General features: G+C 65.6%; 20 protein-coding genes. 9 read left to right on the forward strand and 11 right to left on the reverse strand.

The window, feature by feature from the left end; translation table 11 throughout:
- Positions 1-209: 209 nt before the first annotated feature.
- Both PNO31109_RS02500 and PNO31109_RS02505 read left to right on the forward strand, forming a co-directional pair.
- Positions 210-1,613 (forward strand): DUF1214 domain-containing protein, encoded by a 1,404-nt coding sequence (locus tag PNO31109_RS02500; RefSeq protein WP_206111354.1) that lies wholly within the window; start codon positions 210-212, stop codon positions 1,611-1,613.
- 45 nt (positions 1,614-1,658) lie between these two features.
- Positions 1,659-3,122 carry a DUF1254 domain-containing protein gene (locus tag PNO31109_RS02505; RefSeq protein WP_150554035.1) on the forward strand — a complete coding sequence of 488 codons (1,464 nt, stop codon included), beginning with the start codon at positions 1,659-1,661 and terminating at the stop codon, positions 3,120-3,122.
- Positions 3,123-3,409: 287 nt separating this feature from the next.
- Here the strand turns inward: PNO31109_RS02505 and glmS are convergent, their stop codons facing one another.
- The 5 genes from glmS to PNO31109_RS02530 all read right to left on the reverse strand — a co-directional run bounded on the left by glmS (position 3,410) and on the right by PNO31109_RS02530 (position 9,093).
- Positions 3,410-5,239 carry a glutamine--fructose-6-phosphate transaminase (isomerizing) gene (glmS, locus tag PNO31109_RS02510; RefSeq protein WP_150554036.1) on the reverse strand — a complete coding sequence of 610 codons (1,830 nt, stop codon included), beginning with the start codon at positions 5,237-5,239 and terminating at the stop codon, positions 3,410-3,412.
- Positions 5,240-5,352: 113 nt separating this feature from the next.
- Positions 5,353-6,714 carry a bifunctional UDP-N-acetylglucosamine diphosphorylase/glucosamine-1-phosphate N-acetyltransferase GlmU gene (gene glmU, locus PNO31109_RS02515; RefSeq protein ID WP_150554037.1) on the reverse strand — a complete coding sequence of 454 codons (1,362 nt, stop codon included), beginning with the start codon at positions 6,712-6,714 and terminating at the stop codon, positions 5,353-5,355.
- Positions 6,715-6,875: 161 nt separating this feature from the next.
- Complete coding sequence (gene ttcA, locus PNO31109_RS02520; RefSeq protein ID WP_370749666.1) at positions 6,876-7,832, reverse strand: tRNA 2-thiocytidine(32) synthetase TtcA; 957 nt, start codon at positions 7,830-7,832, stop codon at positions 6,876-6,878.
- 1 nt (position 7,833) lies between these two features.
- Positions 7,834-8,229: a dihydroneopterin aldolase gene (locus tag PNO31109_RS02525; RefSeq protein ID WP_150554038.1), complete on the reverse strand. Its 396-nt coding sequence runs from the start codon at positions 8,227-8,229 to the stop codon at positions 7,834-7,836.
- Between the two features lie 21 nt (positions 8,230-8,250).
- Positions 8,251-9,093 carry an SDR family oxidoreductase gene (locus tag PNO31109_RS02530; RefSeq protein WP_150554039.1) on the reverse strand — a complete coding sequence of 281 codons (843 nt, stop codon included), beginning with the start codon at positions 9,091-9,093 and terminating at the stop codon, positions 8,251-8,253.
- Between the two features lie 290 nt (positions 9,094-9,383).
- On the opposite strand from PNO31109_RS02530, the gene PNO31109_RS02535 reads away from it, so the two are divergent.
- From PNO31109_RS02535 to PNO31109_RS02545, 3 genes are all read left to right on the forward strand, one after another.
- Positions 9,384-10,607: a class I SAM-dependent methyltransferase gene (locus tag PNO31109_RS02535; protein ID WP_150554040.1), complete on the forward strand. Its 1,224-nt coding sequence runs from the start codon at positions 9,384-9,386 to the stop codon at positions 10,605-10,607.
- A 49-nt stretch (positions 10,608-10,656) separates the two neighbouring features.
- On the forward strand, positions 10,657-10,851 hold the full coding sequence (locus PNO31109_RS02540) for a DUF2905 domain-containing protein (protein WP_150554041.1): 195 nt from the start codon (positions 10,657-10,659) through the stop codon (positions 10,849-10,851).
- 270 nt (positions 10,852-11,121) lie between these two features.
- On the forward strand, positions 11,122-12,024 hold the full coding sequence (locus PNO31109_RS02545; protein ID WP_150554178.1) for a glutamate/aspartate ABC transporter substrate-binding protein: 903 nt from the start codon (positions 11,122-11,124) through the stop codon (positions 12,022-12,024).
- 73 nt (positions 12,025-12,097) lie between these two features.
- On the opposite strand, the gene PNO31109_RS02550 is transcribed toward PNO31109_RS02545, so the two are convergent.
- The 4 genes from PNO31109_RS02550 to PNO31109_RS02565 form a co-directional block, all read right to left on the reverse strand.
- Positions 12,098-13,348 carry a multifunctional CCA addition/repair protein gene (locus PNO31109_RS02550; RefSeq protein ID WP_150554042.1) on the reverse strand — a complete coding sequence of 417 codons (1,251 nt, stop codon included), beginning with the start codon at positions 13,346-13,348 and terminating at the stop codon, positions 12,098-12,100.
- Positions 13,345-13,989 (reverse strand): glutathione S-transferase family protein, encoded by a 645-nt coding sequence (locus PNO31109_RS02555; RefSeq protein WP_150554043.1) that lies wholly within the window; start codon positions 13,987-13,989, stop codon positions 13,345-13,347. Before PNO31109_RS02555 ends, PNO31109_RS02550 begins: the two co-directional genes overlap by 4 nt.
- Positions 13,990-14,053: 64 nt before the next feature.
- A complete protein-coding gene (locus PNO31109_RS02560; RefSeq protein ID WP_150554044.1) occupies positions 14,054-15,004 on the reverse strand; it encodes a complex I NDUFA9 subunit family protein in 951 nt (316 codons plus the stop codon).
- A 51-nt stretch (positions 15,005-15,055) separates the two neighbouring features.
- Positions 15,056-17,062, reverse strand: a complete 2,007-nt coding sequence (locus PNO31109_RS02565) for a lytic transglycosylase domain-containing protein (RefSeq protein ID WP_150554045.1) — start codon at positions 17,060-17,062, stop codon at positions 15,056-15,058.
- Positions 17,063-17,085: 23 nt separating this feature from the next.
- Here PNO31109_RS02565 and PNO31109_RS02570 point away from each other — a divergent pair, with 23 nt between their 5' ends.
- Genes PNO31109_RS02570 through pxpA form a run of 4 tightly spaced genes read left to right on the forward strand, consistent with a single transcriptional unit; the run spans position 17,086 to position 20,150 of the window.
- Positions 17,086-17,712, forward strand: coding sequence for a 5-formyltetrahydrofolate cyclo-ligase (locus PNO31109_RS02570; protein WP_174966240.1), 627 nt, complete (start codon positions 17,086-17,088; stop codon positions 17,710-17,712).
- A 3-nt stretch (positions 17,713-17,715) separates the two neighbouring features.
- Positions 17,716-18,369 carry a 5-oxoprolinase subunit PxpB gene (gene pxpB / locus PNO31109_RS02575; protein WP_150554047.1) on the forward strand — a complete coding sequence of 218 codons (654 nt, stop codon included), beginning with the start codon at positions 17,716-17,718 and terminating at the stop codon, positions 18,367-18,369.
- Positions 18,366-19,376: a 5-oxoprolinase subunit C family protein gene (locus tag PNO31109_RS02580; protein ID WP_150554048.1), complete on the forward strand. Its 1,011-nt coding sequence runs from the start codon at positions 18,366-18,368 to the stop codon at positions 19,374-19,376. Before pxpB ends, PNO31109_RS02580 begins: the two co-directional genes overlap by 4 nt.
- A gap of 33 nt (positions 19,377-19,409) precedes the next feature.
- Positions 19,410-20,150: a 5-oxoprolinase subunit PxpA gene (gene pxpA, locus PNO31109_RS02585; protein WP_150554049.1), complete on the forward strand. Its 741-nt coding sequence runs from the start codon at positions 19,410-19,412 to the stop codon at positions 20,148-20,150.
- A 190-nt stretch (positions 20,151-20,340) separates the two neighbouring features.
- Here the strand turns inward: pxpA and PNO31109_RS02590 are convergent, their stop codons facing one another.
- Both PNO31109_RS02590 and aptA read right to left on the reverse strand, forming a co-directional pair.
- Positions 20,341-21,867: a CoA-acylating methylmalonate-semialdehyde dehydrogenase gene (locus PNO31109_RS02590; RefSeq protein ID WP_174966241.1), complete on the reverse strand. Its 1,527-nt coding sequence runs from the start codon at positions 21,865-21,867 to the stop codon at positions 20,341-20,343.
- Between the two features lie 150 nt (positions 21,868-22,017).
- On the reverse strand, positions 22,018-23,346 hold the full coding sequence (gene aptA, locus PNO31109_RS02595; protein ID WP_150554050.1) for an omega-aminotransferase AptA: 1,329 nt from the start codon (positions 23,344-23,346) through the stop codon (positions 22,018-22,020).
- Between the last annotated feature and the right edge of the window lie 49 nt (positions 23,347-23,395).

Consider the following 23,395-nt stretch of genomic DNA (forward strand, 5'->3'; position numbering starts at 1 on the left):
GGCCATCGTCAGGACATCGGGCGAGTGGCGAGAAGCACGTCTCGCCGATCTCGTCTGCGGAAAACCATCAATGAGTCGGGCTGCGAACCTCTCGCCTCCAGCTTGGAGGCCAGCGTGACCCCGCGCATGGCAATTGAAACGAACTTTAGGTATTCTGGACACGCCTCGGTGTTGCGTCGACGTTGAAATCTATTTCTGATGGAGTTCAAATGTCCGTTGCCTTCCTTTTTCGTTCCTGTTCTTTTAGGAACACCTTTTGGGGCTGCAGGCGATCAGGCACCCTGGCACGCGGCTGGCCAATGCGCCTCGCGTTCGCGGTTGGTGTATTGGTCCTCTCGGCGCCCCGCGCCTTTGCACAGCCCTCTGTGAACGAGGCGTCCCTGACCACTGCGTACACTTATTTGCTGGGGCGTGCGCTCGTTGTCCGCCAGGAACAGCACGATTTGGCAGCGGCAACCGGTGTGAAATACAACACCATCAAGTACAACCCAAGGGGTTCAGCCGATTTCGTAAATCCCAATCTCGACGTCGCTTACCTGGAAGCGTGGATAGCCGTCGACGACAATTCGGCAGCAGTGCTTGATATCCCGAAGATCACGGGAAGGTATTACACCGCGCAAATCATTGACGAATGGGGCGAAGTCATCACAAACATTAATGAGCGCACTTTCCCGTCGAAGCCATATGGAAAATTTGCATTCGTGTCACCGGCAAGCAAGGTAAAGCTGCCTGCAGATGCCTCACCGGTAGTGCTCCACTCGTCCAAGGCGAAGATGCTCGCGCGGGTGGAACTGAAAGACGACCCTGACGGCGCGATGGCTCTTCAGCGTCAGTTCCGCCTGAGCGTCATCGGCAAGCCGCGCATCTCCCCGCCGCCAGCCCTCAAGGATTTCTCCAACGCGGACCTCGCGGGTGTGGACATTTTTGACAACGTGAATGCCCTTATCGCCAGTGCTGCGGACGTCTCGCCGAAAGCCGCGGAGCAACAACAAGCGGCAAGGGACGTGGCTACCCGCGTTCAAACCGATGCCTCGACGCGTGCGGCAGTCGCAAGCCAACTACAGCAGATAGTGGTTCCGAAATTTAAAGCGTATGCGGTCAACGACTCGGCCCCGAGCCGGAACCGTTGGACCGGGGGCGGCACCGTCGGTCATTATGGGACCGATTATCGACTGCGTGCCGCCGCCAACTATCTCGGAATCTGGGCAAACGTTCCCGATGAAGTGTTGTACTTTATTGGCACGCAGGACGCGAGTGGACGCACGTTCGATGGCGGGAAGAACTATGTGATGTCCTTCCCGCCAGACCAGCTTCCATCCTCGGTGGTGGACGGCTATTGGTCCATCATTCTGGTGGGTGTGCCGGACTACCGCGTTGTACCGAACGCGCTCAAGCGTTACAACCTGAACAGCTACTCGCCGCTCAAGCATGAAGCGGACGGCTCACTCAAAATTTTCATCGGCCCGGACGAGCCATCACCGGAGTATCTGTCCAACTGGTTGCCGTCCGCTCGGGGAAAACCGTTTTCCCTGACGTTCCGTGCCTACGTACCAAAGACCGTGGTCAGAGAAGGTAAATGGACGCCCGCTCCGGTTACCGAGGTTGGTCTGTAACGGCCCGGCCACTCTTTTATGCACGACGCCCCTTGAGTGACTCAAATGAAAGCGTTGACTGGCCTGTTCGCCACATGTCTTATCGTCTGTAGCGTCGGCGTCGCGGCCGCGCCAATTTCGCTAACGCCGACGCTGGCCGCATCCATGCCCGAGGGACCAGCCACCGGAACCCGAATGACGGAGGCCTATGCGAGACAAGTGGCCAGAAACACGTTCTTCTGGGCATGGCCTTTGGTCAACATGGAGAGTCGCAGACTTGCGTACTCGCAGATCAAATCGCGCATGTACGTCGGCGCGGCTCCGATGGCGCCGCTCAATGAGCTGACCATGCTGACGGACTATTTCCCGCCGGATGTTCGTCTCGTTGCCTGCCCTAATCAGGACGTCGTTTATGGGGGAGGATTGCTGGCCCTCGATATTTCGCCCGTCGTTATCCAGGTCCCGGACTTTGGCAACCGGTTCTGGGTCTATCAGGTCGTGGATGGGCGAACCGACAGCTTTGCGCAGCTCGGCAAGATGTACAACACCCAACCCGGCTTTTACATGCTGGTGGGGCCAAACTGGAAAGGCGATGTTCCGCCAGGTATTAGCCGGGTGTTTCGCGCTTCCACCAATATTGGCAACGTGATTCCGCGCGTGTTTATGGACGATACGGCTGCCGACCGGGCGGCGATTCAGGAGGTTCTTGGCAGCGTCATGATGTATCCGCTGGCGCAGTACGATGGCAAGTTCAAGCACACGGATTGGCGCTCTCTCAAGCGCGTGCCTTCACAAGACTCGGGGGACAGTGAAACGTCCTGGGTTGTGCCAGAGAAGTTTATCGACGTGCTTCCGGCAGCGCTCGCGGACTCCCCGGCACTCCCCGGCGAGGAATCCATGTACGCACAAGCGCTCGCCCTGGTCGAGGCGGCCAAGTCAAGCCCGGCGATGCGCAAAGCCATTGATGACGAGCTAAAGCTTGCAGACGCTCAACTGATCGCGCCGTTATTCGAATTCCGGAATTTCGGCATCCCGCTGCCCAACCACTGGTCCACGACGAACAACAATGCCGCCTTTGGCGTCGACTACCTCACCCGGACGGCCGTCGCAAAATCGAATATTTTCGTCAACGGTCCTTCGGAGACAAAGTATTTTTACCAGGACTTCGACAGCGACGGGCAGCGACTGAACGGCGCAAAGGCGTACACAGTCACGTTTCCCAAAGGCGCCACACCGCCGGTGAATGGATTTTGGTCGCTCACGCTTTACAACGAGCATCACTTCTTTGTTCCGAACAGCCTCAAGCGATACTCTCTCGGCACAAAAAACCGCGACCTGAAATACAACGACGACGGGTCGTTGACGCTATACGTGCAATCGACGCCTCCCGACAGCGCACACGCCGCGAACTGGCTGCCCGCTCCGGCTAGTGGTGATTTTTCCCTGTACATCCGGGCTTATTGGCCGAAGATGGAAACCACAACGGGCGCGTGGACCCCGCCCGCCGTAGTACGCCACGAAGTTCGTTAGTTCCATTGCCGAAGTGGCGTCGAGCTCACAAGGTCATTCCCTGCACGGATGTGACCGGCGTCATATCTAATACGTCCGGCGCCGCACAGCCACGTGGCGCCTGCGCTGGAGGAAAGGGTAGAGGTGTTTCCGGGAGTTTTTGCGCAAAAAAAAGCCAACGAGCGAAAGCATCGTTGGCCTTATCGGGTCGGCTCCCATGGGAGGAGACCCTCATATAGTCAGAACTTTGCGGGTGTTTTGAAGCGCTTCCATTTGTTTTAGACAGCGAGTCCGAGCAGAATCCCGTGTCACTCCACCGTCACCGATTTCGCCAGATTGCGCGGCTTGTCGACATCGGTGCCGCGTGCGCAGGCGGTGTGATACGCCAGCAGTTGCAGCGGCACCACGTGCAGAATCGGCGAGAGCAGGCCGTAGTGTTCCGGCATACGAATGACGTGGATGCCCTCGGCACTCGAAATCTCCGTGTCGGCATCCGCGAACACGTATAGCTGACCGCCGCGCGCCCGCACTTCCTGCATGTTCGACTTCAGCTTCTCGACCAGCGCGTCGCGCGGCGCGACCGTAACCACCGGCATCTGATCGGTCACCAGCGCCAGCGGGCCGTGCTTGAGTTCGCCCGCCGGATATGCCTCGGCGTGGATATACGAGATTTCCTTGAGCTTGAGCGCACCTTCGAGGGCGATCGGGTAATGCAGACCCCGTCCGAGGAACAGCGCGTTCTCGCGACGGGCGAACTCCTCCGCCCACGCAATGATCTGCGGCTCGAGCGCCAGCACGCTGTTGAGCGCTGCCGGCAGGTGACGCAACTGCGTCAGGTAATCGGCCTCTTGCGCTGCAGACAGACGGCCGCGCAGCTTGGCGAGCGTCAGCGTCAGAAGGAACAGCGCGGTCAGTTGCGTCGTGAAGGCCTTCGTCGACGCCACGCCGATTTCCGTCCCCGCGCGCGTGAGATAGTGCAGCGCCGTCTGGCGCACCATCGCACTCGTCGCCACGTTGCAAATGGCGAGCGTGTTGGTCATGCCGAGCGACTGCGCATGCTGCAGCGCCGCCATCGTGTCGGCCGTCTCGCCCGATTGCGAAATGGTGACGACCAGCGCCTTCGGGTTCGGCACGCTGTCGCGATAGCGATACTCGCTCGCCACTTCGACCTGCGTAGGGATCTGCGCGAGTGACTCCAGCCAGTACTTCGCCGTCATGCCCGAGTAGTAGCTCGTGCCGCACGCGAGAATCAGAATCGAGTCGATACCGCTCAGCACGGCTTCGGCCTTATCGCCGAACAACGTGGGGGAAACGCCCTCCACGCCCTCCATCGTGTCGCCGATGGCGCGCGGCTGCTCGAAGATTTCCTTCTGCATGTAGTGGCGGTACGGGCCAAGCTCCACCGCGCCTGAATACGCCTGCACCGTGCGAACTTCACGCTGCGCGTCCGCATCGTTGCGATCGACGATCGTCACGCCGTCGAGCGTCAGCTCGACGACATCGCCCTCCTCCAGGTAGATGAACTGATCGGTGGTGCCGGCCAGCGCCAGGGCGTCGGAAGCGAGGAAGTTCTCGCCCTCGCCCACCCCGACCACCAGCGGCGAACCCGCGCGTGCGCCCACCACGCGATGCGGCTCCTGCTTGCGGAACACGGCGATGGCATACGCCCCATGCAGACGTCGCGTGGCCAGCCGCACCGCGCGAAACAGATCGCCGGCCGCGCCGTTCGTGAGGAGGTGATGAATCAGGTGAGCGATCACCTCGGTGTCGGTCTGCGACACGAATTCGTAACCGAGGCCGCGCAGTTCCTCGCGCAGGCTTTCGTGGTTCTCGATGATGCCGTTGTGCACCAGCGCCACTTCGTCGCGCGAGAAGATCGGATGCGCGTTGTTCGTGACTGGCGCACCGTGCGTCGCCCACCGGGTGTGGGCAATGCCGGTCTGCCCGGCCAGATGCGTCTGCGTTAGCTGTTCGTCGAGATCGGCCACGCGCGACACACTGCGCGCGCGCTGCGGCACGCCGTCCTTCAGCACGGCCACGCCACACGAGTCATAGCCGCGGTACTCCAGACGACGCAGCCCTTCGACCAACACCGGTACTACATTACGTCGCGCCACCGCGCCGACAATGCCGCACATATTCGCTTTCCTTTACGCCAGAGGCCCTGGCTCGATGACTCGGACCCATCCCGATCCGTATTGGATTCGCCGACGCGCGACTCCGCTCGCGCACCGACACATGACTGCGGATTTTACCGCTTCTGCTTGCGCGGGCGGACGTAGCCCTCCTTTGCCACCTGCGTCTTGCCGTTGAGCACGAGTGCGCCTTCGGGCGTGTCCTTCCAGACCGTGGTGCCGGCGGCGATGGTCGTGCCACGGCGCACGGTCACCGGCGCCACGAGCTGCGTGTCGGAACCGACGAACACGTCGTCCTCGATGACCGTGCGATGCTTGTTCGCGCCATCGTAATTGCATGTGATGGTGCCCGCACCGATGTTCACGCGCTCGCCCACGGTCGAGTCACCCACATACGCCAGATGATTGGCCTTCGAGCCCTTGGCGAGCGAGGCATTCTTCACTTCGACGAAGTTGCCGATATGAACTTCGTCGCCAAGATCGGCGCCGGGGCGCAGCCGCGCATACGGCCCCACGTGCGCGTCGCGGCCGACCACCGCGCCGTCCAGATGGCTGAACGCCTCGATGCGGGTGCCCGCGCCAATGGTGCTGTTGCGGATCACGCAGTTCGCGCCGATGAACGCGCCGTCGCCAATCGTTACCTTGCCCTCGAATACGCAGTTGACGTCGATGGTGACGTCCGTGCCGCAAGTCATCTCACCGCGCACGTCGAAACGCGCCGGATCGACGAGCGTGACGCCCGCGGCCAGCAGCGCGCCGGCCGCATTGCGCTGATAGTCGCGCTCGAGCTCGGCGAGCTGCGCCTTGTCGTTCACACCGTTGGGCTCCCACGCGAAGGCCGGCTGCGTGGTGACGACCGGCACGCCGTCGGCCACGGCGCAGGCGATCACGTCGGTCAGGTAGTACTCGCCCTGCGCGTTCTGATTCTTGAGCCCGCCGAGCCAGCCCTTGAGCGCGCGCGTGGGCGCCACGAGAATGCCGGTGTTGATTTCGCGAATGGCGCGCTCGGCCTCGTTGGCATCTTTCTGCTCGACGATGCGCTGTACGTTGCCCGCGGCGTCGCGCACGATACGGCCATAGCCCGACGGATTCTCCAGATCCACCGTGAGCACGCCCAGCTTGTCGCGGCCGGCGGCTTCGAGCAGCGCCTGCAGCGTCTCGGCTCGCGTGAGCGGCACGTCGCCGTAGAGCACGAGCGTGGGCGCCGATTCGTCGAGCAGCGGCGCGGCCTGCTGCACGGCGTGGCCGGTGCCCAGTTGCTGCGCCTGCTCGGCGAACGCAATGCCCTCGCCGGCCACGGCCTCGCGCACGGCGTCCCCGCCATGCCCGATCACCACGATGAGCCGCTGCGGGGCAAGCTTGCGCGCCGTGGCGATCACGTGGGACAGGAGCGGTCGGCCAGCGAGCGGCTGCAGCACCTTCGGTAGCTTCGAGCGCATGCGCTTACCCATACCAGCGGCGAGAATCACAATATTCATGGCGTCGTGAGGTTACGAAATCGGGAATGCGGTTGTCGGGATCGGGTAGTCCGGCGCCTCATGCGGGACTACCCGCGAGTCAGAGTACGTTGAGCGGCCGAGGCAAGCTGGAGCGAGTTGGGACAAATTGGGGCAAGTTGGGACGAGCCAGCGACCGGCGATCAGTCGTCGAACTGCGTGATGCGAATGATGCCCGCATCGTTCTCGTCGCCGCACGGTGCTTCGTCGAATGCGATATCGCCGAGCGGGTCGGGCTGCCCCGTCGCGCGAAGATTCTTGAAGTCATGGAGGCTCGCGTCCATCAGGTGCGACGGAATCACGTTCGAGAGCGCGCTGAAAATCGACTTGATGCGCCCCGGATGCTGCTTCTCCCATTGCCGGATGAGCGCCTTCATCTCCGCGCGCTTGAGGTTCGGCTGGCTGCCGCACAGGTTGCACGGGATGATCGGGAACTGCTTGTATTCGGCGTATCGCTCCAGGTCCGATTCGCGCACGTAGGCGAGCGGGCGGATCACCACGTTCTTGCCGTCGTCCGACTGGAGCTTGGGCGGCATGCCCTTGAGCTTGCCGCCATAGAACAGGTTCAGGAACACCGTCTCGATGATGTCGTCGCGGTGGTGCCCCAACGCGATCTTGGTCGCGCCGAGCTCGCCCGCCACGCGATACAGAATGCCGCGGCGCAGCCGCGAGCACAGCGAGCACGTGGTCTTGCCTTCGGGCACCACGCGCTTGACGATCGAGTACGTATCCTGGTTCTCGATGTGGAACTCCACGCCAATGGAGCGCAGGTAATCGGGCAGCACATGCTCGGGAAAGCCCGGCTGCTTTTGATCGAGGTTGACGGCCACGATCGAGAAGTCGATCGGCGCGCGCTCGCGCAACTTGAGCAGGATATCGAGCATGGCGTAGCTGTCCTTGCCGCCGGACATGCACACCATGACGCGATCGCCCTGCTCGATCATGTTGTAGTCGCCGATGGCCTGCCCCGTCAGACGGAACAGGCGCTTTTCCAGCTTGTTGTTCTCGAAAGCGAGCTTCTGCGCCTTCTTCACGCTGTCGGCAGTGGCATTTCCGGTCGCGGCAAGCGGCGCACCGGTCTCGGGCATGACGGCACTCATGTCAGGCATCCTTCATCATGAACACTTCGATGCCCACCGAGTGGCAATCGGGATAAACGTCGGGTTTCTCGGTCGACACGCCCACTGCACGCACGCGCGGATGCGCCAGCAGCGCACGCGCGACGTCGTCGCAAAGGGTCTCCTGCAAATGAATATGGCCCTGCCCCACCCGCCTGGCGATCGTGAGGCGCATGAAGTCGTAATCGACGACTTCCTCGAGCTTGTCCGCCACCGGCGTGCTCTCGGCGAGCGGCACGAACAACTGGACGTTGATCAGCACGCGCTGCTCGCCACGCTTCTCGTGATCGTGCACGCCGATGTTGATGAACACTTCATAGTCGCGCAGGAACATGCGACGGCAGTCCATCAGGCGAGGGTGGGAAAGAGCGCTATGCATTTTGAAAACTCGTAATGACTATCAACGAGACCGGTCGGCGTCGGCCGGCTCGGTCAGAAATTTCACGTCGCGCGGTGAGCTCGCGAGGTGTTGCCCGCCGTCGACGTACAGTACCGTGCCGGTGACGGCCGGAGCATCGGCCAGATACGCCACGGCCTGCGCGATGTCCTCGGGCGTGGACGAGGCGCCCAGCGGCGTGCAGGCATGCGCCGCCGCGAAGCCGGCCGGCGTCTGGTCCACGGAGAGCAGCGTCACGCCAGGCGCGACGCCGACCACTCGAAGCCTCGGCGCGAAAGCCTGCGCGAGCAATGTCGTCGCCGCGTCGAGCGCCGCCTTCGACAGTGTGTACGACAGGTAGTCCGGATTCGGATTCGCCAGCTTCTGGTCGAGCAGGTTGACGACGACGCCGCGCCCGGCATCGCCCAGCGCCTCGTGCATTTCGCGCGCGAGCACCAGCGGCGCGCCGGCGTTCACCCGCATATGGCGCTCGAGCGCCTCGTAGCCGAAGTCCTGCGCACAGTCGTACTCGAATCGCGACGCGTTATTCACCAGGCACCCCGGTACGCCGAGCGACGCGGCGCAACGCCCGACCAGCCCGGCCGTCGCCGCCTCGTCGGCGAGCGACGCCTGCAGCGCTACCGCCTGACGGCCGAGCGCCTCGATGGCAGCGACCGTCTCGAGCGCTTCGTCGTGCGAGCGTTCGTAGTGAACGGCGACGTCCCAGCCCTGCGCCGCGAGCCGCAACGCAATGGCCCGGCCGATGCGGCGCGCCCCGCCGGTCACGAGCGCCACACGCGGCACGTCGGACGTGCGGGTGAGCTCGCTTGCGGCAGGCGTGGAGCGTGGCGTCGATGCAACGGTCATGCGGCGAATTCCTGTCAATTCCTGTCAATGGGCGGGTCAGCGGATGGGCCTGAAACGATCCCGGTGCGGCCGGGGCACGGGACGGTGTGCGGCCCGCACGCCCCGCTCGCTGGCAAACGGGCGTTCGGGGCGCTTCGGGTTCGGACCATCCGCCCGCCCCGACCGGCGGAAAACTGGTGAAAATGACTGAAAATCGGAGGAAATCACCAAAAAATCCACCGAAATCGGTCACCGCAGAGGCATCGTCATGGCCAGCAGCCAGTCTGCACCGACTCCGTTACAATGCCCGCATGAATCAGGCCGCACCGAAACCCCATAGTTTACCCGTTCCGGAGCCGGACGCGCTCGAACACTCGCGCCGCCTCACGGCGCACCTTGCCGACGCCATCCGCGACGCCGGCGGCTGGCTCCCGTTCGATCGCTTCATGGAGCTGGCGCTTTATGCGCCGGGCCTCGGCTACTACGCCGCGGGCGCCGCCAAGTTCGGCCGTCTGGCCGCCGACGGCAGCGACTTCGTCACCGCACCGGAGCTCACGCCTTTCTTCGCGCGCACGCTTGCACGCCAGGTCAGCGAGATCTTCGAGCAGACGGGCGATGCAAAGGTGCTCGAATTCGGCGCGGGATCCGGGCGGCTCGCCGCGGACCTGCTCCTTGCGCTCGAAGCCGAAGGGGCGCCTTGCGAGCGTTACTCGATCATGGAACTCTCTGGCGAATTGCGTGCGCGCCAGCGCGACACGATCGCCCGTGTGGCCCCGCATCTGCTCGATCGCGTGAGCTGGCTCGATCAGTTGCCTGACGCCTTTCACGGCGTCATGCTCGGCAACGAAGTCCTCGACGCCATGCCCGTGCGCCTGTGGGCGCGCCGCGCCCCGGCCAACGGCCAGGACGGCCGACCGGTCTGGTTCGAGCGCGGCGTGGTCTGCACGCCCGACGGTTTCGCCTGGGAAGAACGGCGGTACGACGGCGCATTGCCCGAGGCACTCGCGCCGCTCGCGGCGCTGCCCCCGGCTCAGGAATATCTGACCGAAACGCATGAAGCTGCCGCGGCCTTCGTGCGCAGCGTCGCGCCGCTGCTCGCGCGCGGCGTGCTGCTACTCGTCGACTACGGCTTTCCGGCGCGCGAGTACTATCATCCGCAGCGCGCACAGGGCACGCTGATGTGCCACTACCGTCATCACGCGCACGACGACCCGTTTTACTATCCGGGCCTGCAGGACATCACGGCGCACGTTGAATTTTCCGGCATCGCCGACGCCGGCGTACAAGCCGGGCTCGATCTGCTCGGCTTCACGTCGCAGGCGCGCTTCCTGATGAACGCCGGTATCGTCGAGTTGATGAGCGCGCTCGATCCGAGCGATCCCAAGACGTATCTGCCGGCAGCGGCCGCCGCGCAGAAGCTGCTGTCGGAAGCCGAAATGGGCGAGCTCTTCAAGGTCATCGCGTTCGGGCGCGGCATGGATGAATGGGCCGGACTGATCGGCTTCGCCACGGGCGAGCGCAGTCACGCCCTCTGACGTCCACCACGCCCGCGCCTTCCCTCCTTCTCATCGAGAGGCCTCGCCGATGTTTCGCTGGATGTTCACGATCTTCTTCGCGATATGCGTCCTGTCGGCAGCCTCGCCCTGGCTCGCGAAGATCGGCATCGGCCGTCTGCCCGGCGATGTGCGCATCCGCTGGCGCGGACGTGAGGTGGTATTCCCGTTCGCCTCGACCGTCCTGCTTTCGCTCGTTTTCAATTTGCTGATCCGCGTCCTGTAACGCAGCGCATCGATCCGCAACAACCGTTGCAACGCGCCCCCCACCGCTCCGCCGCCCCCGCAGCCCCCCCGCCGCACTTCGGCGGGCGGTGCATGTTCCGCCCCCTCCTGCCAACGACCCCACCGCACCGCGCTTTCACGTCCCGGTGGGGTCCTCTCGCCCTACGGGCCCCGCTCCGCTAGGGTTAACGACCATTTGATCATATGTTGCAAAAAAATTACCATGCAACAAATGATTCATATCGACGTGAGACCATTTCAGGAGCAGGACATGATCAAGATGCGATGGACCGGGGTAATGCTGGGCGTGGCGATGAGTGTCGCGGCGGGGGCCGCAACGGCGCAGCCCGCATCGGAAACGCTGCAGAAGATCGAGAGCAGCGGGGTCATCTCGATCGGCCATCGCGAGTCGTCGATTCCGTTCTCGTACTACGACAACAACCACAACGTCATCGGTTACTCGCAGGACCTTTGCAACAAGATCGTCGACAGCGTGAAGACGCGTCTGAAGAAGCCCGATCTGCAGGTGCGCTTCATTCCCGTGACGTCGCAAAACCGTATTGCGCTCGTGCAGAACGGTACGGTCGACATCGAATGCGGCGTGACGACGAACCTGAAGGCGCGTCAGGCGCAGGTCAATTTCTCGAATACGTTCTTCATCGCCGGCACCCGCCTGCTCGTGAACAAGAACTCGGGCATCAAGGACTTCCCGGATCTGGCCGGCAAGCCCGTGGTGACCAACGCGGGCACGACGTCGGAGCGCATTCTGAACAAGATGAACAACGACAAGAAGATGAACATGAGCGTCATCTCGGGCAAGGACTACGGCGAGTCGTTCACCATGCTCCAGGGCGGTCGCGTCCAGGCTTTCATGATGGACGACGTGTTGCTCGCCGGCGCGCGCACCATGGGCCGCACCCCGGACGACTGGATCGTGACGGGCACGCCGCAATCGTTCGAGGCATATGGCTTCATGATGAAACACGGCGACACCGAGTTCAAAAAGCTCGTCGACGACACGCTCGCCGGCGTGATGAAGAGCGGTGAAATCAATGCGATGTACAAGAAGTGGTTCGAATCGCCGGTGCCGCCGAAGCACATCAACTTCAACTTCCCGATGAGCGATCAGCTCAAGCAGCTCTACGCGAACCCGAACGACAAGGCGTTCGAGTAATTTCGGCGTTCGCACGACGCCGTTCCCACGCCGGCCGCCCGGGCGCAGCGAGAACCGCTGCGCGCCACGGCGTTCAGGCGGCGGGGTCCTTGAACCCGGCCGCCTCGAGCGCAGCAATGCGCGCGGCCTGCACGGCGTCACGGATCTTCGCCGGCTGATCGGCGTACTGGCGCGCCACGGCGCCGGCATCGATGCTCCGCGCGGCCTCGAGCGCCGCCATGAGGCGTTCCCGCTGCGGATAGGGCGCCGTGGCGAAGTCCCCCCCCCGCCCCCGCGCATCCGCTTCGCATGCCTGCAGGATCTCCACGAAACGCTCGGGCTTGCGCAGCGCGTCGCAACGCTCCAGCAGACGCACCAGTGCCGACGCGCCGAACTTCTCGCTCGCGTGGATGTTGCCGTGCTCGCGCGCCACGACCTGCGCCAGTTCGCGACACTCGACGGGCACGCGAAGACGTGCGCACAACGGCCCGAGCAGGCCCACGCTGCGCCCCTCGTGCCCGACGTGGCGCGGCAGCACGTCCTCCGGTGTGGTGCCCTTGCCGAGATCGTGCGTGAGCGCCGCAAACCGCACCGGCAGCGAATAGCCCTGCCGCGCCGCGTAGTCGAGCACCATCATGACGTGAACGCCCGTATCGACTTCCGGATGGTAGTCGGCGCGCTGCGGCACGCCCCACAGGCGATCGATCTCCGGCAGGATGCGCACGAGCGCGCCCGCATCGCGCAACACATCGAACATGCGCGACGGACGATGCTCCATCAACCCGCGTGCGATCTCCTGCCAGACGCGCTCGGCCACCAGCGCGTCGACCTCGCCGTTGGCCGTCATCTCCCGCATGAGCGAGAGCGTCTCCGGCGCGACGCAGAACGCCGTGAAACGCGCGGCAAAGCGCGCGCAGCGCAGAATCCGCACCGGATCTTCCGCAAACGCCGGCCCGACGTGGCGAAACAACCCCGCCTCCAGGTCGCGCTTGCCGCCGTAGGGATCGATCAGCTCTTCGGACAGGCTGTCGTCGGGCAGAACTTCGCGCGCCATGGCGTTGATCGTGAAGTCGCGCCGCACGAGGTCCTCCTCCAGCGTGACCTCGGGCGCGAAGTAGAACGAGAAGCCATGGTAGCCGCGCGCGGTCTTGCGCTCGGTACGGGCGAGCGCGTACTCGGCGCGCGTGGTGGGATGAAGAAACACCGGAAAGTCGCGGCCTACCGGCTTGAAGCCGCGCCGCACCATCTCTTCGGGCGTGGCGCCCACGACGACGTAGTCGCGATCCTTGACGGGCAGGCCCAGCATGGCGTCGCGAATGGCGCCGCCGACCGCGTAAATCTTCATGGATGCACGTCGTAGTAAGCGATGCTGTGGGTCTCGCCCCGCGCCGCCGCCACCCACGCCTGCACGGCCGGCACTTCGCGAATGCGATCGGCGTATGCCTGCGCGCGGGCCGACAGCGCCGGCTCGAAGGTCGCGAAGCGCATGACCACGGGGGCGTAGAACGCGTCGGCAATCGTAAAGTCGCCGAACAGGAACGGACCCTCGTAGCGCGCAAGACAGTCTTCCCAGACCGCCTCGATGCGACGGACGTCGGCCAGCACCTCGGGGGTGGCGCCCGCGCCGGGCCAATGCGCCGCGACGTTCATCCACATATTGGTGCGCAGCGCCGTGAAACCGCTGTGCATCTCGGCGCAAATGCTGCGCGCATGCGCGCGCGCCTCGCGCGACTTCGGCCACAGCGGCAGATGCGGATAGCTCTCCGCGAGGTATTCGCAGATTGCGAGCGAGTCCCACACCGTGATGCCGTTGTCGACGAGGCACGGCACCTTGCCGGTAGGCGAATAGCGCAGGATCTGCTCGCGCGTATCGGGCTGCGCGAGCCACACGTTGCATTCTTCGAACGCGATGCCGAAGTGCTTGAGCAGCACCCACGGGCGCATCGACCAGGAGGAGTATTTCTTGTTCGCGACGATCAGTTGCATGAGAGTCTTCCTTGCGCGCGCCTCGTTCATGCGGGCGCGCTCGATTGAAATGACGCCGGGGCGTTCAGCGTCCCGCGAGACGCCGGTACGCCGACAGCCGGCGCTCCCAGCTATCGCCGTCGAGATAGTCGACGGCGATTTCCAGCCCGTTCGGCGTGAGGCCGAGCTCGGGCGCAAGCGGGCCGCTCATCACGTTGTCGACGCGCATCGAGTCGAGATTGTCGCGCGTGATGATCGGGTCCCCCGGCAGCTTCTCGAAAAGCGCGGCCTGCAGGCGAGCGGCGCCGTCGGGCAACGGCACGATCGGCCGCTCGCATCCGCACACCGCCCCGGCAAAGCGCACGATGGCCTCCAGCGTGTAGACGGCTGGCCCGCCCAGTTCGTAAGTCTTGCCGAGCGTGGCGTCGTTCTCGAGTGCACTGGCAAACGCCTGCGCCACGTCGATCACGTAAATCGGCTGGAAGCGCGCGCTCGCACAGGCGAGCGGCACAATCGGCAGGCGACGCTGGAGCTTCGCGAACGTATTCAGGAAGCTGTCGCCGGGGCCGAACACCACCGACGGACGGAAGATCGTCGCCGGGATGCCCGTCTCGCGAATGGCCGCCTCGCCGTCGCCCTTCGAGCGCTGATACATGCTCGGGCCGTGGGGGTCGGCGCCCAGCGCGCTCATGTGAAGGATTCGGTCGATGCCGCGATTGCTGCATGCCTGCGCGATCTTGCGCGGCAACTCCACGTGGGCTTTCGCGAACGCCTGGCCGTATGGCGTGCCGCGATCGCCGTGCAGCACGCCGACGAGATTGATGACGGCATCGCAGCCGGCAATCACGCGCTCGAGCGCACGCGGATCGTGGACATCGCACTCGATGAGCTCCACGCCCGGCAGCACACCGAGCGCCTTGGCGGCCTCGGCGCGCCGCGTCGGCACGCGAACGACGTGCCCCATCGTCACGAGCCGGGCTACCAGGTGGCCGCCGATAAAACCGGTGCCACCGACGACACAAACGTTATAGCGCATGCGTCACCTCCGCATCAGGACCGTGGGTTCGCGGCTCGCGGGCCTTGCCCGTCACTGGGGCAGAATGATGCCGAGCCGCTCCTTGAGCGATTGCGGGCGGCCCGTGATCAGGGCCGCGTAGTACGTGGTATTCGACAGCACGTTCTCGACGTACTGGCGCGTCTCGTTAAACGGAATCGTCTCCGCGAAGATGGCGCCTTCGACCGGCCGATCCAGCGTGGAGCGCCACGCGCGCGGGCGTCCCGGTCCGGCGTTGTAGCCCGCGGAGGCCAGCACGGCCGAGCCGTCGAACTTGTTGTAGATGTCCGCCAGGTAACTCGTGCCCAGACGAATGTTGGTGTCGATGTCGTGCATCATGCCGGGCTGATAGTCCATGCCGATCTGCCTGGCGACCATCTTCGCCGTGGCCGGCATGATCTGCATCAGCCCGCCGGCGCCCGCCGACGAACGGGCGTTGATGATGAAGCGCGACTCCTGACGAATCAGGCCATACGCCCAGGCTTCGTCCAGATCGACGGCGGCCGCGCGCGGCTCGACCTTGTCGCGGAACGGCATCAGGTAGCGCAGCGTGAAGTCGTGCTCGAGCTTGGTGCGATCGGCCGTGTTCACGGCGCGGTCGAACAGCTCGATCTTGTTGGCGTACTGTGCGGCGGCGAGCAACTGACGGTCCGTCATGTTGCGCAACTCCCAGTTCCACTCGCGGTTGCCCTCGAAGCGCAGCCCGAGGTCGTAGAACTTCGCGGCGCGGCGAAAGCCCGGATTCGCGCTGTTGGCGTCGACCTCGGCCTTCGTGACGGTCGTGCGCGGCGGCAGCGTCGTCTTGTTGCCCAGCTCTTCGTTGGCCAGCTGACCGTAGAAATTCGGCTGCGAAGCGATCTTCTGGAATTGCGCGCGGGCGGCCTCGCCCTGCCCGGCTTCGCGCAGCGCGCGGCCATACCAGTACGTCCACACGCCGTCGTCGCGCAGCGCTTGCGGCATCGCTTCGATGCCCGCGCGCACGAGGTTCCAGTCACCAGCGCGCAGCGCGGCGCGGATCTTCCACTCCTGCGCGGTATTCGAGAGCTTGGCGTTGCCCGCCTGACGGTACCAGTTGATCGCCATGGGGTTCTGCGACAGCGCGCCGCGCATGCCGATGGCGCCCCAGCCGACGGCGCGCTCGTCCTGCGAGAGATTGCCCGCAATGCCCGCGAAGCTGCTCGCGGCGAGCATCGCGTCGCTGCGCGCCATGCGCACGGTCGCGAGCAGGGCGAGCTGACGCGAGGCCTCCGAGCCGTCCACGCCGCGCGAGAGGATCTGCGCCGGACGCGAGGCCGCCATATCGAGCAGGCTGTCGTCGGGACGCACACTGCCGAGCGCATCGGCGATCTGCTTGCCGAGCGAGGTGTAGTTTTCCTCGTAGGCGAGGCGGATCTGGTGCCAGACCTCCTTGCGCGGCAACTGGCCGTTCGCGGCCAGCGTGCCGATCATGTCGACGCAGCCCTCGCCGTAGTACTTCGGCGCGGTGAGCAGGTCGATGGCCGCCTGCGTCACGTTCTCGCCGCGCGCGGCCCGCGACATCAGCGCGTAGCACTTGACCTGGGTGTCGTCGTCGAGCACGAACTTCGGGTATTCGGCGTCGAACGTCTGCCAGTCGTGACGCTTGCCCAGCACGAGCAGCCAGTCGTTGCGCAGGCGATCGGCAATTGCCTGGCCCTCGTAGGTGCGCAGGAAGGCGCGGATCTCGTCGTCGGGCGTGTCGAGCAGCGCCTTGCCCGAGCGGTCGAACATGCGCGGCTTGATCTGGAAGTACTGCACATACGACGGCACGTCGTAATCGGTGAGCATGGCCGCGAGCGCCGCGGCACGCGGGGCGTCGTTGGTGCGCGCCGCTTCGCGCAGCTGTACGAAGATGTCGTCGGGCGAGCGTTGCGAGAGCACGTCGGCCGAAGGCGCGGCGCGAGTGGCCGCCGCCGGCGCCTTGGGACGACCGGTTGCCTGGGTCGTGCTGCATGCGACGAGCGCCGCGGCGCTCAGGGCAAGCGCGGCGGCGCGATATACTCGGGTCAAACGTTCGGACATCTTCGTGGAGCGTCGGGTAAAAAGTGAGTTCAAGCATAGCACGGGACCCCGCCCGATCGGCGGCGCAGACGTCCGGCAAAGCCCAATTGCGGCGGGCTTTGCTGGCCGTGCGCAACCACCTCGACGCGCGCGAGGTGCGCGACGCCGCGCTCGCCGCGAGGCTCGCTGACGAACTGGCCCGCCGCGCGCCGCGGTGCGTGGGTTTTTACTGGCCAATCCAGGGAGAATTCGACGCGCGCGGCGCCGTCTCGGCATGGCTGGCGAAGGCGCCGGCCGGGGAACCGCGCCTGGCCGCCCTGCCGGTCGTCGCCGCGCCCGCAACCCCGCTCGTCTTTCATCACTGGACGCCCGACACGCCCATGACGCAAGGCCGCTATCGCATTCCCGTGCCGCTCGACACCGAAGTGCTCGTGCCCGACCTGCTGCTCGTGCCGTGCGTGGGTTTCACGCGCGACGGACTGCGGCTGGGCTACGGCGGCGGCTTCTACGATCGCACGCTGCATTCGATGACACCGCCGCCGCAAACGCTCGGCATCGCCTACGACGCGCTCGAGATCGAGCATCTCGACGCCGAAGCCCACGACCTGGCGCTCGACGCCATCGTGACCGAATCGGCCACCTTTGCGCGTGCGCGCGGCAACGATCGCTAATTCATGACAACGCTCAAAATCCTGCCGCTTGGCGACAGCGCGCTCGTGTGCGAAGCCGGCGCCACGCCCACGCTCGCCACGCAGCGGCGCGTGTGGCACGTCGCCGCACTCGCCCGCGACTGGCCCGACGTTCGCGAAGTGGTGCCCGGCATGAACAACCTCACGCTGCTGTTCGATCCGCTCGCCACCGACATCGAAGTGCTCGGCGAGCGCTTGCGCGAGCTCTGGCACACACCCCCGAGCGCCGGCGAGGTCGGGCGCGAGATCGAAATCCCGGTGCACTACGGCGGCCGGCACGGCCCCGATCTCGCCGAGGTCGCGCGACACGCGCGCCTGCAGCCGAAGACGGTCGTGCAACGCCACACGGCGCCGGAATACATCGTCTATTTCATTGGGTTTCAGCCGGGCTTCGCCTATCTCGGCGGCCTCGACGAGTCGATCGCCGCGCCGCGCCGGGCCGAACCGCGCCTGTCGGTGCCGGCCGGCTCGGTGGGCATCGGCGGCAACCAGACCGGCATCTATCCGCTGTCGTCGCCGGGCGGCTGGCAAATCATCGGCCATACCGCGCGCGCCCTGTTCGACCCCGCCGCGAGCCCGCCCGCCCTGCTGGCGCCGGGCGATCGCGTGCGTTTCACCATCGCGAGCCTCGACCTGTGATCGACATCCTGCGAGCCGGCCTCCTCACCACGGTGCAGGATCTGGGCCGAACCGGACAACGTGAATTCGGCGTCGCGAGCGGCGGCGCGGTCGACCCACTCGCCTGTGCCGTGGCGAACCGGCTGGTCGGCAACGAACTGAATGCCGCCACCCTGGAGATCACGATGGGGGCGTGCGCGCTGCGCTTCACATCTTCCACGCTGGTGGCGCTGACAGGCGCCGACTGCCGTGCCGATCTCGACGGCACGCCCGTGTGGTCGTGGTGGCGCTTTCCCGTCACGCGCGGCCAGACGCTGACGCTGCGCCCCGCGCGCTTCGGCATGCGCACCTATCTCGCGGTCGCCGGCGGCATCGACGTGCCCGAGGCGCTCGGCTCGCGCAGCACCGATCTCACGGCCGGTTTCGGCGGCTTCGAGGGCCGTGCCCTGCGCGACGGCGATCGCATCGCCATGGGCCACGCCAGCGCCGAAGCGCGCAAGGCCGCAGCGCTGGGCGTGCGTCCGCCGCTGTGGCTGTCCGACCCGCTCGCCCACCGCGTGCGCGTGCTGCCCGGCCCCGAATACGACGACTTCACCGCCGCCACCCACAGGCAATTTTGGGAGAATCCGTGGCAGGTCACGCCCAACAGCAACCGCATGGGCTATCGGCTCTCGGGCCCCGAGCCGCTCGCGCGCAAGAAGAACCGCATGCACGACCTGCTCTCGCACGGCGTGTTGCCGGGCGTGATTCAGGTGCCGCCGTCGGGCCAGCCCATCATCCTGCTGGCCGACGCCCAGACCACCGGCGGCTACCCGAAGATCGGCACGGTGATCAGCGCGGATCTGTGGCGCCTCGGGCAGGCGCGTCTGGGCAGCACGCTGTACTTTTCGGAATGCGCGGCGGCCGAAGCGCGCGAAGCATGGCGCGAGCAGTTGCGCTATCTTGCACAGATCGAGCGCGCGCTCGCCTGGCATGATCGCGGCATCCTGAAGCCGCCGCGCATGCCCGCCGTCTCGCGCAAACGCTGACGCGAGACGTCCCCCGCAGGAGAAATACGCAACATGAAGATCGATCTGAACGTCGACCTCGGCGAAGGCTGCGACTCCGACGAGGCCTTGCTGACGCTGGTCAGCTCCGCCAACGTCGCATGCGGCTGGCACGCGGGCGATGCGGGCACCATGCAGCAGGTGGTGCGCTGGGCGCTGGACAATGGCGTGGCCATCGGCGCACACCCGAGCTTCCCCGACCGGGAGAACTTCGGCCGCACCGAGATGCAGTTGCCGCTCGACGAAATTCGCGCCGGCATGCTCTACCAGATCGGCGCGCTCGCCGCGATGGTCCGCGCGCAAGGCGGCTGGCTCTCGCACGTCAAGCCGCACGGGGCGCTGTACAACCAGGCGGCGCGCGACCCGGCGCTCGCCGAGACGCTGGTCGAGGCGATTCGCGCTTTCGACACCGATCTGGCAATCTTCGGGCTGGCAGGCGGCGAGCTCGTCAAGGCCGCGCACGCGGCGGGCATGCGCGCCGTCGAAGAAGTCTTCGCCGATCGCGGCTACAACCCCGACGGATCGCTCGTCAAACGGGGCACGCCCGGCGCGCTCATCGAGCGCGAAGAAGACGCGCTCGCGCAGACGCTCATGATGGTGCGCGAGCAGCATGTGCGCGCCATCGACGGCTCGCTGGTGCCCATCCGGGCCGAGACCGTCTGCCTGCATGGCGACGGCGAACATGCGCTCCAGTTCGCGCAGCGCATTCGCAGTTTCCTGATCGGCGAGGGCGTCGAGATCGCACCGGTGCGCTGATCGTTGCCGCACCATGCGCGTAAAAAAACGCCGTCCGCGGGGCAGCCCCGGACGGCGTTTGCATTGCGGCGGCGCCCCTTGCGGCTCTCCGTCCTTGCCGGCGGCTCGCGGCTTGCTGGGCCAGCTCACCGGGCCAGCTTGCCGACCTCGCTTATTGACCTCGCTTACCGACCTCGCTTACCGACCTCGCTTACTGGCCGAGCGTCGGCATGACGAGCGACGACGTCGCGTTCGCCGCGCGCCCTTCCGACCAGCGGCGCGTGACCACCTTCGAGCGCGTGTAGAAGCGCACCGATTCCGGTCCGTAGATATGCTGGTCGCCGAACAGCGAATTGCGCCAGCCGCCGAACGAGAAGTACGACACGGGCACCGGAATCGGCACGTTCACGCCGACCATGCCGACTTCGATCTCGTCCTCGAAGCGGCGCGCCGCGCCGCCCGACGTCGTGAAGACCGCCGTGCCGTTGGCATACGGGTTGCGGTTGATCAGCGCGATCGCCTCTTCCAGCGTATTCACCCGCACGACCGAGAGCACGGGCCCGAAGATTTCGTGGCGATAGATCGACATCTCCGGCGTCACGTTATCGAACAGGCACGGGCCGATGAAAAAGCCGTCCTCGCGCTGCGCGACCTTCAGGCCGCGGCCATCGACCACCAGCCGGGCGCCTTCCTCTACGCCCGCGTCGACGAAACCGCGCACCTTGTCGCAATGCACGCGCGTGATCAGCGGGCCCATCTGCGCAGCAGGGTCGGTGCCATCGCCAACCGGCAGCGCCTTTGCCGCCCGTGCCAGCCGCGCCACCAGCTCATCGGCCACCTCGCCCACGGCCACGGCCACCGAAATCGCCATGCAGCGCTCGCCAGCGGAGCCGTAGGCCGCGCCGATCAGCGCGTCGACGGTGAAGTCGAGATCGGCGTCGGGCATGACCACGCCGTGGTTCTTCGCGCCGCCAAGCGCCTGCACGCGCTTGCCGTGCGCCGACGCCGTGCCGTAGATGTACTGCGCGATCGGCGTCGAGCCCACGAAGGACACCGCGTTCACGTCGGGGTGCGTGAGCAGCGCATCGACGGCTGCCTTGTCGCCGTTCACGACATTGAGCACGCCGTCGGGCAGGCCAGCGTCCCTGGCCAGGCGCGCGAGCAGCAGCGCCGCCGAAGGCACCTTTTCCGACGGCTTGAGCACGAACGTGTTGCCGCAGGCCACCGCCATCGGGAACATCCACAGCGGCACCATGGACGGGAAATTGAACGGCGTGATGCCGGCGCATACGCCGACGGGCTGATGGATCGAATACGTATCGACGCCCGTGCCGACCTGCGGTGCGATCTCGCCCTTGAGCAGATGCGGGATGCCGATGGCGAACTCCACCACCTCGATGCCGCGCGTGACTTCGCCGCGCGCGTCGTCCAGCGTCTTGCCGTGTTCCTGCGTGATCAGTTGCACGAGCGCCTCGCGATTCGCTTCGAGCAGTTCGCGGTACTTCATCATGACGCGGGCGCGCTTCATCGGCGGCGTGGCGCGCCATGCCGGCAGCGCGGCACGCGCGGCGGCCACGGCCTTCGCAACGTCCGCCGCGCCGCCCAGCGCGACCTGTCGGATCACCTCGCCGGTGGCGGGGTTCGTCACTTCGCCGAAGCGCAGCTCGGCTTCGCCCGATGCGACGCTCGCGCCGCCAATCCAATGTTCGATACGCTCGGTGCTCACTCGTTGATTCATGTCGATTTCCGTAAAGACGATGTCGAGGACAGACGTTGCTGTCCGATGACGACGCCGGCGGCACGCGCCGGTGTCGCCATCATGTGATGGGAATGGTTGAGAAAGACCGGCGGCCCTGTGCCGCCGCGGCGCCGTCGCCCGCGGTGCTCCTTAAGCGGTCTCGCGAATGGCTTCGGCGACGATGCCGAACAACTCGTCGATCTGCGCTTCGCTGATGATCAGCGGCGGCGAGAACGCGAGAATGTCGCCCGTGTATCGGACCAGCGCGCCCTTCTCGAAGCACTTGACGAAGATTTCGTGAGCGCGCGCGCCCGGCTTGCCGTCGCGCGTGGCCAGCTCGATGCCGCCGACCATGCCGAGGTTGCGGATATCGACGACATTCGGCAGGTCGCGCAGGCCGTGGATGACCTTCTCGAAGTGCGGCGCGAGCTTGGCGGCGCGCTCGAACAGGCCTTCGCTCCTGTACAGATCGAGCGCAGCGCACGCCGCGGCCGCCGCAAGCGGGTGACCGGAGTACGTGTACCCATGGAAGAACTCGATGGCGCCCGCGTTGCCGGCGTCGACGATGGCGTCGTGCACACTCGTCTTCACGGCGACGGCGCCCATCGGCACGGCCGCGTTGTTCACGCCCTTGGCCATCGTCATGATGTCCGGCGTCACGCCGAAGTACTGCGCGGCGAACGGCTTGCCCAGGCGGCCCAGACCCGTGATGACTTCATCGAAGATCAGCAGAATGCCGTACTTGTCGCAGATCTCGCGCAGTTTCTGCAGATAGCCTTGCGGCGGCACCAGCACGCCCGTCGAGCCGGCGAGCGGCTCCACGATCACCGCCGCGATGGTCGAGGCGTCGTGCAGCGCGACGATGCGCTCGAGCTCGTCTGCCAGATGGGCGCCCCAAGCCGGCTGCCCCTTGGTGAAAGCCGCTTCCTTGATGTTCAGGGTGTGCGGCAGATGATCGACGGCCGGCAGCAACTGGCCCGAATACGCCTTGCGGTTCGGCGAGATGCCACCGACCGAAATGCCGCCGAAACCCACGCCGTGGTAGCCGCGCTCGCGGCCGATGAGGCGCGTGCGCTGGCCTTCGCCGCGGGCGCGATGGTAGGCGAGCGCGATCTTGAGCGCCGTGTCGACGGACTCCGAGCCCGAATTCGTGAAGAAAATGCGATCGAGGCCCTGCGGCGTGATCGCGGCGATCTTGCTCGCCGCCTCGAACGCCTTCGGATGGCCCATCTGGAACGTGGGGGCGAAGTCCATCTCGCCGGCCTGCTGGCGGATCGCCTCGACGATCTCCGTGCGGCAGTGGCCGGCGTTCACGCACCACAGGCCGGCCGTGCCGTCGAGAATGCGGCGATTGTCCGACGACGTGTAGTGCATGCCCTGCGCCTTGACGAGCAGACGCGGCGCGCTTTTGAACTGACGGTTGTTGGTAAACGGCATCCAGAACGCCGTCATGTCGAGATTCAGGTCTTTCATGTTCATCGCGGGGTCTCCCCAGGTCTTGGCTCGATCAGGATGTCCCGCGGCTCGC

It is taken from the genome of Pandoraea nosoerga (assembly GCF_902459585.1).
Lineage (GTDB): Bacteria > Pseudomonadota > Gammaproteobacteria > Burkholderiales > Burkholderiaceae > Pandoraea > Pandoraea nosoerga.